Source organism: Nocardia sp. NPDC049935, from assembly GCF_055586645.1.
This window is the reverse complement of record NZ_JBVJHV010000007.1, coordinates 224,678-238,285: the sequence shown is the minus strand read 5'-3', so window position 1 is coordinate 238,285 and position 13,608 is coordinate 224,678. Positions and strand designations below refer to the sequence as shown.

Annotated in this window: 13 protein-coding genes; 10 read left to right on the top strand and 3 right to left on the bottom strand. The window is 68.8% G+C overall.

Translation table 11 applies throughout. The features are described 5' to 3' along the window. Positions 1-3: 3 nt before the first annotated feature. The 3 genes from ACZ6SF_RS25975 to ACZ6SF_RS25965 all read left to right on the top strand — a co-directional run bounded on the left by ACZ6SF_RS25975 (position 4) and on the right by ACZ6SF_RS25965 (position 2,922). Complete coding sequence (locus ACZ6SF_RS25975; protein WP_466065569.1) at positions 4-1,230, top strand: acyl-CoA dehydrogenase family protein; 1,227 nt, start codon at positions 4-6, stop codon at positions 1,228-1,230. Positions 1,231-1,364: 134 nt separating this feature from the next. After that, positions 1,365-2,141, top strand: coding sequence for a PaaI family thioesterase (locus tag ACZ6SF_RS25970; protein WP_466065287.1), 777 nt, complete (start codon positions 1,365-1,367; stop codon positions 2,139-2,141). Positions 2,142-2,247: 106 nt separating this feature from the next. Then, a complete protein-coding gene (locus ACZ6SF_RS25965; protein ID WP_466065286.1) occupies positions 2,248-2,922 on the top strand; it encodes a TetR/AcrR family transcriptional regulator in 675 nt (224 codons plus the stop codon). Positions 2,923-2,928: 6 nt separating this feature from the next. Here the strand turns inward: ACZ6SF_RS25965 and ACZ6SF_RS25960 are convergent, their stop codons facing one another. Next, positions 2,929-3,807, bottom strand: a complete 879-nt coding sequence (locus ACZ6SF_RS25960; protein WP_466065284.1) for an SDR family oxidoreductase — start codon at positions 3,805-3,807, stop codon at positions 2,929-2,931. A 127-nt stretch (positions 3,808-3,934) separates the two neighbouring features. Beyond that, positions 3,935-4,357, bottom strand: coding sequence for a hypothetical protein (locus ACZ6SF_RS25955; RefSeq protein ID WP_466065283.1), 423 nt, complete (start codon positions 4,355-4,357; stop codon positions 3,935-3,937). 433 nt (positions 4,358-4,790) lie between these two features. On the opposite strand from ACZ6SF_RS25955, the gene ACZ6SF_RS25950 reads away from it, so the two are divergent. The 6 genes from ACZ6SF_RS25950 (at position 4,791) to ACZ6SF_RS25925 (ending at position 11,860) form a co-directional block, all read left to right on the top strand. Beyond that, complete coding sequence (locus ACZ6SF_RS25950) at positions 4,791-5,399, top strand: DUF8020 domain-containing protein (protein ID WP_466065282.1); 609 nt, start codon at positions 4,791-4,793, stop codon at positions 5,397-5,399. Further along, positions 5,396-6,118 (top strand): LppU family putative lipoprotein, encoded by a 723-nt coding sequence (locus ACZ6SF_RS25945; protein WP_466065280.1) that lies wholly within the window; start codon positions 5,396-5,398, stop codon positions 6,116-6,118. Before ACZ6SF_RS25950 ends, ACZ6SF_RS25945 begins: the two co-directional genes overlap by 4 nt. Before the next feature lie 92 nt (positions 6,119-6,210). Then, a complete protein-coding gene (locus tag ACZ6SF_RS25940) occupies positions 6,211-7,866 on the top strand; it encodes an alkaline phosphatase D family protein (protein WP_466065278.1) in 1,656 nt (551 codons plus the stop codon). A gap of 115 nt (positions 7,867-7,981) precedes the next feature. Then, the gene (locus ACZ6SF_RS25935) at positions 7,982-9,745 is read left to right on the top strand and encodes a GMC oxidoreductase (RefSeq protein ID WP_466065276.1); all 1,764 of its coding nucleotides are present in this window, start codon (positions 7,982-7,984) and stop codon (positions 9,743-9,745) included. Between the two features lie 279 nt (positions 9,746-10,024). Next, positions 10,025-11,374: an MFS transporter gene (locus ACZ6SF_RS25930; RefSeq protein WP_466065274.1), complete on the top strand. Its 1,350-nt coding sequence runs from the start codon at positions 10,025-10,027 to the stop codon at positions 11,372-11,374. Positions 11,375-11,398: 24 nt separating this feature from the next. After that, positions 11,399-11,860, top strand: a complete 462-nt coding sequence (locus ACZ6SF_RS25925; RefSeq protein WP_466065272.1) for a PaaI family thioesterase — start codon at positions 11,399-11,401, stop codon at positions 11,858-11,860. A gap of 63 nt (positions 11,861-11,923) precedes the next feature. Here ACZ6SF_RS25925 and ACZ6SF_RS25920 read toward each other — a convergent pair whose 3' ends face one another. Continuing rightward, positions 11,924-12,292, bottom strand: coding sequence for a hypothetical protein (locus ACZ6SF_RS25920; RefSeq protein ID WP_466065270.1), 369 nt, complete (start codon positions 12,290-12,292; stop codon positions 11,924-11,926). A gap of 265 nt (positions 12,293-12,557) precedes the next feature. On the opposite strand from ACZ6SF_RS25920, the gene ACZ6SF_RS25915 reads away from it, so the two are divergent. Beyond that, positions 12,558-13,601 (top strand): CobW family GTP-binding protein, encoded by a 1,044-nt coding sequence (locus ACZ6SF_RS25915; protein ID WP_466065268.1) that lies wholly within the window; start codon positions 12,558-12,560, stop codon positions 13,599-13,601. Positions 13,602-13,608: the final 7 nt, after the last annotated feature.

Genomic DNA, 13,608 nt, shown 5'->3' with positions numbered 1-13,608 from the left:
GAACTGTTCACCTCGACCGACCGTGCCCGCGAGTACCGGGAGCGCCTGCTCGCGTTCATGGACGAACACGTCTACCCCGCCGAACCGGTGTACGCGGAGCAGATGGCCGAGGCCGCCGATCCGCACCATCATCCGCGGATCCTCGAGGATCTGAAGGCCGAGGCGAAGAGTCGTGGGTTGTGGAATCTGTTCCATCCGCACGAGGAGTGGGGGCCGGGGCTGAGCAATCTGGAGTACGCGCCGCTGGCCGAGATCATGGGCCGCAGCCCGGCGCTGGCGCCGGAGGCGTGTAACTGTTCGGCGCCCGATACCGGGAATATGGAGGTGTTCACCCTCTTCGGTACCCAGGAGCACAAGGAGCGCTGGCTCGAGCCGTTGCTCGACGGGACCATCCGGTCGGCGTTCGCGATGACCGAGCCCGGAGTGGCCAGCTCCGACGCGACGAACGTCGAGATGCGGATGGAGCGCGACGGCGATGTCTACGTGCTCAACGGCCGCAAATGGTTCGCCTCCAATGCCATGCACCGCAATTGCAAGGTGCTGATCGTGATGGGCAAAACCGATCCGGACGCTCCGAAGCACCGGCAGCAGTCGATGATGGTGGTGCCGATCGACGCCCCCGGGGTGCGGGTGGTGCGCAATCTGCCGGTGTTCGGTTACGTCGACCGCGAAGGGCACGCGGAGATCGAGTTCACCGATGTGCGGGTACCGGTCACCGATGTGCTGAAGGGGGAGGGTGAGGGGTTCGCGATCAGTCAGGCGCGGCTCGGCCCGGGCCGGATCCATCACGCGATGCGGGCGATCGGGATGGCCGAGCGGGCGCTCGAGCTCATGTGTGCGCGCGCGGAGTCCCGGACCACCTTCGGCCGCAAGGTCAGCGAACGGGCCAATATCCGGGACTGGATCGCGGAGGCCCGGATCGATATCGAACAGGCGCGGCTGCTCACCCTGAAGACCGCGTGGATGATGGACACCGTCGGCAACAAGGAGGCGCGCACCGAGATCGCGGCCATCAAGATCGCCGCGCCGGTGATGGCGCTGCGGATCGTGGACCGGGCGATCCAGGTGTACGGCGCGGCGGGTGTCACCGAGGATTTCCCGCTGGCGAGTATGTACGCGCATCTGCGGACGTTGCGTATCGCCGACGGTCCCGACGAGGTGCACAAACTCACCATCGCGCGGGCCGAACTGGGCAAGGCGCGCGCGGCGGCGGAGGCCGCCGCCGGCTGAACCGGGCCGCGCCGCGGCGCGTATCGGCGGGAGGTGGCCCGGGCGCGGGCGGCCGCCGCCCGATACGTTGGATATGTCCGGTCGGCCCGGCGTGGGTCCGGTGCCGTACCAGGGCGGGCACGAGGAGGCTACCCATGACGGTGGAGACCGGAACCGAACCGAGCAGACGGCGTCACATCCTGCTGGAGCTGGGCTTCGCGACCACATTGCGCGGCGACGAACTGCACGGCGCGGCGACCGTCACCCCGCAGATGCATGTGCCGGGCACCGGCCGGTTGCGCACCTCGGTGCTCGCCACCTGGACCGATACCGTGACCGGCCTGCTGGCGGCGCTCACGCTGGGTCCGCGGGTCCCGGTCACCCTCGAACTCGATGTGCACCTGTATCGCCCGGCGCCGGAGGCCGGGGAGGTCAGGGCGGTGGGCCGCAAGATCAAGGCGGGCCGTTCGGTGTTCGTGGCCGAGGTCGAGTGGACCGTGGACGGCGAACCGTTCGCCTTCGGCGGCGGATCGTTCATGGTGTCGCCGAACGAGGAACTGCGGCTGCCCGAGCAGCTCAGCCTCGATATGCCGGTCTCCGGGCGACTGCTCGAGATACCGCTGGCCGAACGGGCCGGATGCGAGCGGACGGCGCCCGGTACCGCGGTGCTGCCGCGCACCGACGACGGACTCAACGCCTCGCGGACCGTGAACGGCGGCTTGATCGCCCTCGCCGCCGAGGAGGCGATGCTGTCGCTGGCGCCCGGCGCCACCCTGAGCACCCTCGGGTTGCGCTATCTGCAACCCGCGCGGGTGGGTCCGGTGGTCGCCGAGGCGTCGCTGCGGGCCGATGTCGGGCGGGCCACGTTGCGCGACTCCGGTAACGACGACCGCGTCACCACGTTGGCGACCGGCCGCCTGTTCCCCTCCTGACCGGTGTCGTGGCAGGTCATCCCGATACCGGTACCCCGGGCGGCCGGGGCCCGGCTGTTAGGATTCCGGCCGGTCCGGACAACCCTTCGATGACAGTGAGCAGCCGGTGAAAGCCCAGGAAGGCAGTGGTTCTCCCGGGTCGGCGGCGGTTTCGGCGGCGGGCGGGTCCGTACGGCCGGCTCCCAAGAGCCGGCGCGGGATACGCACCCGCGGCGCCCTGGTGGACGCGGCCCGCCGGGTTTTCGAGGCCGACGGGTTCCTGGACGCCCGGATCGGCGATATCACCCGGACGGCCGGGGTGGCCGCGGGTTCCTTCTACACCTATTTCGACAGTAAGGAAGAGATCTTCGCCGAGGTCGTGGCCCAGGTCCGCGACGAGATGCTGCATCCGGACGTCCGGGTCCGCGGCGGCAGCGCCGATCCGCGCGACTGGATCTCGGCGGCCAACCGGGAATACCTGAAATCGTATCGGCGCAATGCCCGCCTGATGGCCGTGCTCGAACAGGTATCGCGGATCGACCCCCAGTTCGCGGCATTGCGCGCCGAACGCGCGTCGGCGTTCATCGACCGCAACGCCGCCCTGATCCGGGACCTGCAGGAGCGCGGCATGGTGGCGGCCCGGCTGGACCCGCGGGTCACCGCGCTGGCGCTGTCCAGCATGGTCAGCAAGATGGCCTATCTGGTGTTCGTAGAGGGCGAGAAGATCGAATTCGCCACCCTGCTCGATACGCTCGACTGGATCTGGTTCAGCGCGTTGCAGTTGCCCGGCGAGCCGGGGTGAGCGGGCCTACTCGGCGGGCGTTTCCGGGGCGGCGCGGGTCGGGCTGAAACCGCGGAACCGGCGCGCGTAGCCGACGATGCGACGCAGCGGTACCGGTCGCGGCCAATCGTCGGGGCGGAAGTAGGCGTCGGTGCCGCCGTCGACGAAAACAACACTGCCGCACAGGAATTCGGCCGCGGGTGACAGCATCATGCCGACCCATTCGGCGATGTGCTCGGGCTTACCGTAGCCGCCGGTGGGCACCGGGAAGGCCTGGACGGCCTTGGCCTCCGTGGGGGACTCGAGCTGGCGTTCCAGCAGCGGGGTCAGGATGGCGCCGGGCGCGATGACATTGAGCCGGATTCCGGCCCCCGCCCATTCCGGCCGGACAGCGTGGCGGCGGACCCAGCGGCTCACCGCGATCTTGGAGGCCGCGTAGACGAACGGCCCCGCCTGCTTTCCGAACATCCGGACCGTGCGGACGGCCCGTTCGGTATCGCCGGCCAGGAAGGCCCGGACGGTACGGCTCTGCACCACGGGCACGGTGGTGGAGGAGTTGCTGCCGAAGACGACCGCCCGGGCGGCACCGGCGGCGGCCAGTGCCGGTCGCCAGCCGTCGAGCAGTTCCACCACACCGAGATAGTTCACCGCCGCGATCACCGGCAGCCGGGCGGGATCGGGCGCCGGGCCCAGACCAGCGGCGAGGACGGCCCCGTCGAGATGGCCGCCGGCGGCGGCGAGCACACCCTCGATGGCGGTGCGGCGGCCCGCGGCGGTCGACAGATCGGCGACGATCTCCGTTTCCTGGATATCGACCCCGATCACCCGGTGGCCCTGTGCGGTGAGTTTGTCGGCGACCGCCCTGCCCATCCCCGAGGCAGCCCCCGTGACCGCGTAGACACCCATCCGCCATCCCTTCGTCCGACCCGCCCGCGGGCCCGCGCGCGAATTTCGTCGCAGTCTGTCAGAACTACGGACGGTGTCAAGCGCACTGGAAGGGGCGTGCACCTGCGGCGCGGCGGGCGCCGCACGGTCAGAACGGCAGGCGTAACCGTTGGGGCAGAGTGAGGCAGACCAGCCCGAAATCGTGGCCGACTTCGACATTCACCACGGTGGACGCGCCTTCGCGGAACCGGTCCGGGCCCGCGGACACCATATGGCGGCCGATCACCGCGGGGCGCCAGTCCGCGGTGTAGATACCGGGCTCGTCCTCGGTGACCGGACCGAAGGTCCCGCCGCCGGGGCTGTCGTTCACCCAGTCCTGCAGGGTGATCCCACTGCCCGGATCGCCGGCGGCGACCACGGTGTAGGTGCAGCCCACGCCGTATTGGATGAAACCCAGGCCGAATCCACCGGTGACCCGGACGCCGGTCACCTCCGCCGAGGCGGCGGGCGCGAAACCGGCGGCCGCGGCCGTGATCGCGAATGCGGTGATCCCGATGCGCAAGAGGGTCATGGCGCGTCTCCGGTCCTCGGCGGTGCCTGCGGGTGGAAACTCCTGTGAGTAGTGCAGCACGCCCGGACCTCGCGGCACAGCCCGGCCGGGTCACGAAGTGGGCGCGGAACGGCCGGTGGGTGTAACACGCGCGCGCCTGCGCGTGAATAACGGTGCGTAAACGTTATCGGCCCCGGTTGATTGCCAGGGGAATGCTGACGGACCGGCTCCCGGCGGGTTCTCGGATATGGCATCGGCCTATAACCTTTGCCACGGGGGATTTCGGGGAATTACCGCCCGGTAATTTGGTTATTGGACAGCAATTTAAATGATCAATTATCCGGTTAATTGTGGATATGCACGGTAAGTCGGAATATCGGTATGGTCCTGTGCGCGAAGTGAAATCGCAGCCGCCCGCCTCCCGGACGGTCCACGTGAGAAGGAATTGAACGTAATGAAGTTCGGCACTTTCGCCGCCACCACACTTCTGGCCGTCGCCGCTGTAGGAATTTCCGCCGGGGCGGTGCACGCCGAACCGGCGGCGCCGGCTCCCGTGCTCGAGAGCGAAGGCGTCGACCAGGGCGTCGCCTACGAGACCAGCGTCGACCAGAAGACGCAGACGATCACCACCGAGGTCCGCGACGGGCTGTTCGAGCTGGCTCCCGACGGCGCCAAGGCGGTCCTGAAAGCCGTCAGCGGAGCCGTGGTGGCCGAGGTCCCGCTGAAGTACGACGTCTCCGGTAGCGAGATGGCCGTCGCCCACGAGATCAGTGCCGACGGCACCACCCTCGAACTGACCCCGACCGTGACCGCGGAGAACATCGGCGAGATGCGGCCCGTCAGCTCGATGGCCCGGCTGACCGACGAACTGAACAAGAACGTCGCCGGTGTCGCGGTGGGCGCGGTGGTGGGCGGGCTGCTCGGCGCCCTCGTCGGCCTGGGCTTCCTGAGCATCATCACCGGTCCGATCGGCCTGGTCGTGGGCGCGGTGGCCGGCGGCTACATCATGGGTGGCCAGCCGTTCGGCGACGCCGTGACGGCGGTCCTGCGCGGGGAGCCGTGACCCAGCCGGAGCAGGAGGACGGCGGTCGCCCGCCGCTCTCGCAGCAGGACAAACGCGCGCGCGTCGGGGCGACCGCGGCGGCGATCGCCATCGCGGCCGTGGTCACCTCGATCGTGCTGGGGATCGGTGTGGCCGCACTGCTGGCCACCGCGGGCGGTGGCGACGAGCCCACCGCGGAGCTCGCGGCGCCGACCCCCACCGGCACCACCGGAGCGGTCGCCTCCACCGAGGCGCCGGCGGTTCCGGCGGTGCCGCCCCCGGCGGCTTCCTCGTCCGCCGCCCCGACCACCACGCCGCCGGCGTCGGGGATCGCGGGGGAGATGAACAAGGAGGCCAAGGAAGCGCCGCCGAAGGTCGAGGTCGCGGCCGGGGAATGTCTCAGCGGCTTCGGTGAGAAGGATGTCACCGAGGCGGCCTGCGGCAGTAGCGAATCCCGGTACAAGGTGACCAGCGTGGGCCCGCCGGGCACCGCCTGCCCGGCCGACGCGGATACCACTCACACCGTCGCCGACAAGGCCCTTTGTCTCGATATCGACTGGGTCGTCGGCAGTTGTGTGGACGTTTCCGGTGATCAGCCGCAGCGCATCGAATGCGGACCCGGCGCGATGCGGGTCGTCAGCATTCTGCCGGAGACCAACAACGTGAACGCGTGCCCCTCGGCCGATAATGGATTCGTCTACGACGAGCGTCGATTCGTGGTGTGCTTCGCCGATCTCTAGGGCGGTGCCCGACCGGCCGGACCCCCGGGTCCACGGCCGGTCGGGAAGCCCCGTGTGGCGGCGGTTTGTCCGGTTCGCGCGATAATGGGGTCATGGTCCTGACCCGTCGCCGGCTTCTGCAGACCGGCACGGCCGCAACGGCCGCCGTACTGGCCGGGGCCGGTCTGGTGAGCAGCGCGCCCTACCGGGCGCCGCGCCTGCTGGGTGATCCGTTCACGCTGGGCGTGGCCTCCGGCGATCCATTGCCCGACGGGGTGGTGCTGTGGACCCGGCTGGCACCCGACCCCTTCGCTCCGGACGGTCTCGCGTCTACCGCCCGCGCCCCGGTCACCGTGGAGTACGAGGTCGCCGAAGACGAGCGTTTCCGCCGCGTCGCGGCCCGCGGCAGCGCGGTGGCCACCCGGGACCTGGCGCACAGTGTGCATCCCGAAGTGCGGGGGCTGGCCCCGGATCGCTGGTACTTCTACCGTTTCCGCGCGGGTTCGGCGATCTCACCGGTCGGCCGCACCCGGACCGCCCCGGCCCCCGGCACCCGGGTCGATCGGCTGCGGTTCGGGGTCGCGTCCTGCCAGCACTGGAGTTCGGGCCACTACACCGCCTACCGGCATCTGTGCGACGAGGACCTCGACCTGGTCGTCCATCTCGGGGACTACATCTACGAGATGGAGTGGGCGCGCGGCCGGGTGGGTGTCGAGATCCCGTGGGCGCTGCGGGAGGAATCCACCGATCTGACCGGATACCGGCTGCGCTACGCCCACTACAAGGCCGAACCCGAACTGCGTGCCGCCCACGCCGCGTTCCCCTGGGTCTGCACCTTCGACGATCACGAGATCGACAACAACTGGGCGGGTTTCGAGCCCGGCGCCGGTATCGATATCCATCTGCTGCCCGCGCTGTTCCGGCGCCGCCGGGCGGCCGCCTTCCAGGCGATGTACGAGCATCTGCCGCTGCGGATCGGCCAGTTGCCGTCGGGGCCGTATACGCGGATGCACCGCCGCTACTCCTTCGGCTCGCTGGCCGATCTCACCATGCTCGACACCCGCCAGTACCGTTCGCCGCTGGTCTGCGGGGACGGCGCCAATCTGGTGACCGACTGTCCCGATCGATTCGCCGCCGACCGCACGATTCTGGGTGCGGGCCAACGGCAGTGGCTGATCGACGGGCTCACCCGGTCCACCGCGCGCTGGCAGATCCTGGGCAACCAGGTGGCGATGGCCCAGTCCGATCACGACCCCGGTCCGGCCGTCGTAGTGGGCACCGACGCCTGGGACGGTTATGTGGCCGATCGCGACGCCGTTCTCGCCGCGGCCGCCGCGCGCGGGCGCGGCGATCTGGTCGTGCTCACCGGTGACCGGCACGAGAACTATGTGGCCGATATCCGGGGCGACTACCGCGATGCCGGGTCGCCGGTGGTGGCGACCGAGTTCACCGGTACCTCGATCACCACCGGCCGGGACGGCGCCGATCTCACTCCGCGCGGCCGGATGTTGCTGGCCGCCAATCCCGATATGAAGTTCTTCAACAGTCAGCGCGGTTATCTGCGTGTGGAAGTGGACGAACGGCAGTGGCGCACCGATTTCCGGGTGGTGCCCTATATCCGGGAACCGGGGGCGCCGGTGAGCACCCGGGCCTCGTTCGTGGTGGAGCACGGCAGACCGGGGGCGGAGGCCGCCTGGGATCCCGGTGCGCCCGCGGGGACCGACGGCGCCGGCCAAGGGCAGCGGCCGGTGGCGGGGCCGGGTGGATGAGTCCACTCGCCGCGGCCTCCCCGCGTGGTCGCGGCCGACCGGGTTGGCCGCAAATGTCGATTTTGTGTCCGTGGGTATATTTCCCGCGGGGTGATCCAGGCCATAGTCTCGATGAATGTCCAGTTCCGCTTCCAGTCCCGCATTCGACTACGACGTCCTGGTGATCGGCTCCGGATTCGGCGGCAGTGTGAGCGCCCTGCGGCTGACCGAGAAGGGCTACCGGGTCGGCGTGCTCGAGGCCGGCCGCCGGTTCGCCGACGACGAATTCGCGGCGACCTCATGGCGCGCCAAACAGTATCTGTGGGCCCCGTTTCTCGGATGCTTCGGAATCCAGCGCCTCACCCTGCTGAAGAACACCTTGATCATGGCCGGCGCCGGGGTGGGCGGCGGGTCGCTGGTCTACGCGAACACGCTGTACGAACCCCCGGACAAATTCTTCCGCGACAGCCAGTGGGCACATATCACCGATTGGAAGGACGAACTCGGACCGTACTACGACCAGGCCAAGCGCATGCTGGGCGTGGCCACCAACCCGGCCACCACCGCGCCGGACCGGGTGCTGAGCGAGATCGCCGCCGAACTCGGCGTCGCCGACTCCTATCAGCGCACCCCGGTGGGCGTGTTCTTCGGCGGGCCCGGCGCCCGTCCCGGCGAGGATGTCGCCGATCCGTATTTCGGCGGGGCCGGCCCGGCCCGGCGCACCTGTACGCATTGCGGCGAATGTATGACCGGATGCCGCCACAATGCCAAGAACACCCTGGTCAAGAACTATCTCTACCTGGCCGAGCAGGCGGGGGCCACGGTGCACCCGCTGCGCACCGTCACCGATGTGAGGCCGCTGCCCGGCGGCGGCTACGCGGTGAAGACCGTGACCACGGGACGCTGGATCCGCAAGAAGCGCACCACCTACACCGCCGAGCAGGTGATCTTCTCCGCGGCGTCGCTGGGCACCCAGCGGCTGCTGCACAAACTGCGCGATTCCGGATCGCTGCCGAATATCTCCGGACGGCTGGGCTACCTGTCCCGCACCAACTCCGAGGAACTGCTCGCGATCCGCGGCCGCGACAAGAACACCGATTTCACCAAGGGGGTGGCCATCACCTCCTCGATCCATCCCGATGCCGATACGCATATCGAACCCGTGCGCTACGGCAAGGGCAGCAATGTGATCTCGCTGATGGGCAGCGTGATGGTCGACGAGGAGCCCGGGGTGTCCAAGCGCCGCCTCTGGTTCCGTGAGATGTGGCGGCACCGCCGGGATCTGCCGCATCTGCACAACCCGCGGGGCTGGTCGGAGCAGATGATCGGCCTGCTGGTGATGCAGTCGCTGGACAACTCGATCACCACCTACACCAAACGCGGGCTGTTCGGCCGGAAGATGACCACGCGCCAGGGTGAGGGCGCGCCCAACCCCACCTGGATTCCGGCCGGTCACGATGTGGGCCGCCGGGTCGCGGACAAGATCGACGGAATTCCCGGCGGCGCCAGCAGCAGTGTGTTCAACATCCCGATGACCGGTCATTTCATCGGCGGCTGCGTGATCGGCGAGAGCCCGGAGACCGGCGTGGTGGATCCCTATCACCGCCTGTACGGGCACCCGGGCCTGCATGTGATCGACGGCTCCACCATTTCGGCCAACCTCGGCGTGAACCCGTCGCTCACCATCACCGCGCAGTCCGAACGCGCCGTGGCGCTGTGGCCGAACAAGGGCGAGGCCGATCCGCGCCCGCCGCTCGACGACCCGTACCGGCGGATCGCGCCGGTGGCCCCGGTGTCGCCGGCGGTGCCCGCCACGGCGCCCGCGGCCCTGCGGTTGCCGCTGACGGTGGTGAATCATCGCGAGCATCCCCAGGTGGTCGTCGGCGAGGAGATCTCCTGATCGGAGCCGGATTTCCGAACCGGATATACCGGACACCGGGTCGCCGGCGGACGCGCGCCGGCGACCCGGATCACCGCACCTGTGAGGCCCTTCACATAGGCTGGGAAGTAGCTGATCGGAACCGGTCGGTGGTGGCCCTCGGGCAGGCGTGGCGTTTACCCGGGGCATATGCCGGGTAACGGTTTGGAGTCGATATCTCGCCGGAACCCGGTCGCCGGCGAGCGCGACGTTCTGGGTCGGCCGGGCCGACGCGGATGCGTACGCCGGAGAGGACTGACCGTGACGGACCAGCAGCCGGAAGCACCACCACTAGAAGCACCTCAGCTCAAGAAATCGGTAGCGGCCTCGGCCATGGGCAATGCCACCGAATGGTTCGACTACGGCGTCTACGCCGCCACGGCCACCTACCTGACCGACGCCTTCTTCCCCGGCGATCTCGGGACGCTGGGCACCATGCTCGGCTTCGCCATCTCTTTCCTGCTCCGCCCGCTCGGCGGCATGGTGTGGGGTCCGCTCGGCGACCGGGTCGGCCGCAAGGTCGTCCTGGCCACCACCATCCTGATGATGGCCGCGGCCACCGGTTTGATCGGTGTCCTGCCGACGCACGAACAGGTCGGGGTGCTCGCGCCCATCCTGCTGATCCTGCTGCGCGTGGTCCAGGGCTTCTCCACCGGCGGTGAGTACGGTGGCGCGGCGACCTATCTGGCCGAATGCGCCACGGACAAGAAGCGCGGATTCTTCGGCAGCTTCCTGGAGTTCGGCACCCTCGGCGGCTTCGTCGGCGGCTCGGCGGTCGTCCTGCTCTGCCAGCTGATCCTCGGATCGGACGCCATGCACGACTGGGGCTGGCGGATCCCGTTCCTGATCGCGGTCCCGCTCGGCGCCATCGGCTGGTACCTGCGGACCAAACTCGACGAATCGCCGGTGTTCACCGAGGTCAACGAGCAAGAGCACCCCGACACCGGCCTGCGCGTCCTGCTCACCGACTACCGCCGCGAACTGCTGACCCTCGGTGGGCTGGTCATCGCGCTGAACGTGGCCAACTACACCCTGCTCACCTATCAGCCGACCTATCTGGAAAAGACGATCGGCCTCGACGAGTCCACCACCACGGCCATGATGCTCATCGGCCAGTTGATCATGATGGCGTGTGTGCCGTTCTTCGGCAGGTTGTCCGACCGGGTGGGCCGCCGCCCGATGTGGCTGACCTCGCTGATCGGTCTCGCGGTGCTGTCGGTCCCGATGTACTGGCTGATGGGCGTGGGGACCGGCTGGGCCATCGTGGGCTTCGTCGTGCTGGGTCTGCTGTACGTGCCGCAGTTGTCGACCATCTCCGCGACCTTCCCCGCGATCTTCCCGACCCACGTCCGGTACGCGGGCTTCGCCCTCGGTTACAACATCTCCACCGCCGCCTTCGGCGGGACCGCCCCGCTGGTCAACGAGGCGGTGATCGAGGGGACCGGCTGGAATCTGTTCCCGGCCCTCTATATGGTGGCCGCCTCGCTGATCGGCCTGGTGGCATGGTTCTTCCTGCGGGAGACCGCGGGTACCTCACTGCGCGGCACCGAGGTGCCCGATGCCGCGACCGATACCGAACCCCCGGCGACGGAGAAACAATCCGTTGTCTGAGCCCTCGAAAGGGTCGACCCCGATATGAGCGATACCCGCAATCCACCCATCGCCGATGTGGTGAACTCGGCGCTGGAACAGACCATTCCGGTGGCCCACCGGATGGGTGTGCACGCCGAGGAGGTCCGGCGCGGTTACGCCGCGGCGACGGTGCCCGCCGAGGGCAACGGAAACCATTTCGGCGTCATGTACGCCGGGGTGCTGTTCACCGTGGGTGAGATTCTGGGTGGCGCGATCGCGGTGGCGAGTTTCGATACCGCGAAGTTCTATCCGCTGGTGAAGGATCTGCGGATCGTGTTCCGTAAACCCGCCACCACGGCGGTGCGGGCGCAGGCCGTACTGGAGGACGCCGAGATCGAGCGGATCTCGGAGACGGCGGCGGCCGACGGCAAAGCCGATTTCACCCTGCGCGCGGTGCTCACCGATATCGACGGTGTGGTGGTCGCGGAAACCGAAGGGCTGTACCAGTTGCGCGCCCATCCCTGACCACCGCGACGCGCCCGGCCGGCCGCGGATCAGATGATCCGCGGCCGGCCGGGCCCGTTCCGGTCAGAATCCGGCCGAGCCCGACGGCGCGGGCGGAACCATCCGCCACGGGCCGCAGTTCTTGGTGGTGAAACCGGCGTCGGTCGGTTTCACCGTCACCCGGATCGGGCCGAGTTTCGTGTAGTTGTTCTCGATGATGTACTTCATATTCGTGTTGTCGCCCTCGAGCTGCCAGAGGCGCCGCCAATCGCAGGCCCCGGCGGGATCGGCGGGACCGGGCGATTCGTAGACTCCGGGCCGGATATCCACACCGACCCGATAGACGCCGTCCTGCGATATGTGATCGGCCGGATCGGCCGCCGCGATACCGCTGCCCAGCACGGTCGCCGCCGACAGCACCGCTGTGGCGATCAGGAACGTGCCTGCACGCATTAGTTACTCCTCGGTAATTCTTTTTCCTTCGGCCGAGATCCCCCGCGATCTCCCCGGCACGTCTACCAGAGTCGCGGAAGCGATTTCGGGGAATCGGGATAATTTCGTATATTCCGCTGGGAATTACCCGGAATTCCGTATACAGCGGTGAATTTGAAACAGAAGCAATTCTGTCGAAAAATGCGATCCGGCGCCGGGCGGCGATTCGGTGGATCCCGGCGCCGCCGGAGCCCGGGCCGGGCCGGGCGCTCAGTAGGGTGGACGGGTGGCTGAGCGCATACCCGTGGTGATCGTGGCCGGATTTCTGGGCGCGGGGAAGACCACCCTGCTCAACGATCTGCTGCGCAACAACCGCGGTACCCGGATCGGCGTGATCGTCAACGATTTCGGCGCCGTGAACATCGACGCGATGCTGGTGGCCGGGCAGGTGGACGCGATGGTCTCGCTCGGCAACGGCTGCGTGTGCTGTGCGGTGGACGTCGGCGAACTCGACGACCTGTTCACCCGCCTCACCGAACCGCGCGCCGGTATCGATGTGATCGTGGTGGAGGCCAGCGGGCTGGCCGAACCCCGGAATCTGGTGCGGATGGTGGTGGGCAGCGAGAACGCCCGGATCCGCTACGGCGGCCTGCTCGAGGTGGTGGACGCCGCCGAATTCACCGCCGGCCGGGAACGGCATCCGGAACTCGCGAGCCATCTGCGGCTCGCGGACCTGGTGGTCGTGAACAAGGCCGACCGGGTCGAGGCCGGGGAACTGGCCGCGCTGCGGGCCGAGATCACCGGCCTCACCGGCGGCGCGCCGGTCTATGCCACCAGTTACGGGCGCATCGACCCGGGCCTGCTGTTCGACCCGCGACACCGGCTCGCGCCCCGGGCCGGCGAGCAACTGAGTTTCGACGAACTACTGCTCGACGACGAACACTGTCGCGACGGGCAGACCGGCGAGCACCGGCACCTGCACGACGAATACACCAGCCTGGTCTTCGCCGCCGCGACACCGCTGCATCCGCGCCGGCTGCTCGATTTCCTGGAGAATCCGCCCGCCGGGCTGTTCCGCGCCAAGGGGTTCGTGAATTTCCCGGTCGCCGGTCACGAGAGCTATATCGTGCACCTGGTCGGCCGGGCGATCACCCTGGAACCCGCGGGCCGGGCCGGGCGCGCGAACACCGATCTGGTGCTCATCGGCACCGGCCTGGACAGCGCGGCGATACCGGCGCGGTTGCGGGAGACCGAACACCACGGCGACCCACTGGACGAGCAGGCGATGCTGCCGGTGTTCCGCTACGTCCCGCAGCCCGCTCCGGCCTGAGCCGGGC

Bases quoted from the DNA above. Each gene is read 5' to 3' on its own strand.
- ACZ6SF_RS25925 (WP_466065272.1), top strand. From the start codon at position 11,399: ATGAGCGATACCCGCAATCCACCCATCGCCGATGTGGTGAACTCGGCG.
- ACZ6SF_RS25960 (WP_466065284.1), bottom strand. From the start codon at position 3,807: ATGGGTGTCTACGCGGTCACGGGGGCTGCCTCGGGGATGGGCAGGGCG.
- ACZ6SF_RS25935 (WP_466065276.1), top strand. From the start codon at position 7,982: ATGTCCAGTTCCGCTTCCAGTCCCGCATTCGACTACGACGTCCTGGTG.
- ACZ6SF_RS25955 (WP_466065283.1), bottom strand. From the start codon at position 4,357: ATGACCCTCTTGCGCATCGGGATCACCGCATTCGCGATCACGGCCGCG.
- ACZ6SF_RS25950 (WP_466065282.1), top strand. From the start codon at position 4,791: ATGAAGTTCGGCACTTTCGCCGCCACCACACTTCTGGCCGTCGCCGCT.
- ACZ6SF_RS25970 (WP_466065287.1), top strand. From the start codon at position 1,365: ATGACGGTGGAGACCGGAACCGAACCGAGCAGACGGCGTCACATCCTG.
- ACZ6SF_RS25940 (WP_466065278.1), top strand. From the start codon at position 6,211: ATGGTCCTGACCCGTCGCCGGCTTCTGCAGACCGGCACGGCCGCAACG.
- ACZ6SF_RS25920 (WP_466065270.1), bottom strand. From the start codon at position 12,292: ATGCGTGCAGGCACGTTCCTGATCGCCACAGCGGTGCTGTCGGCGGCG.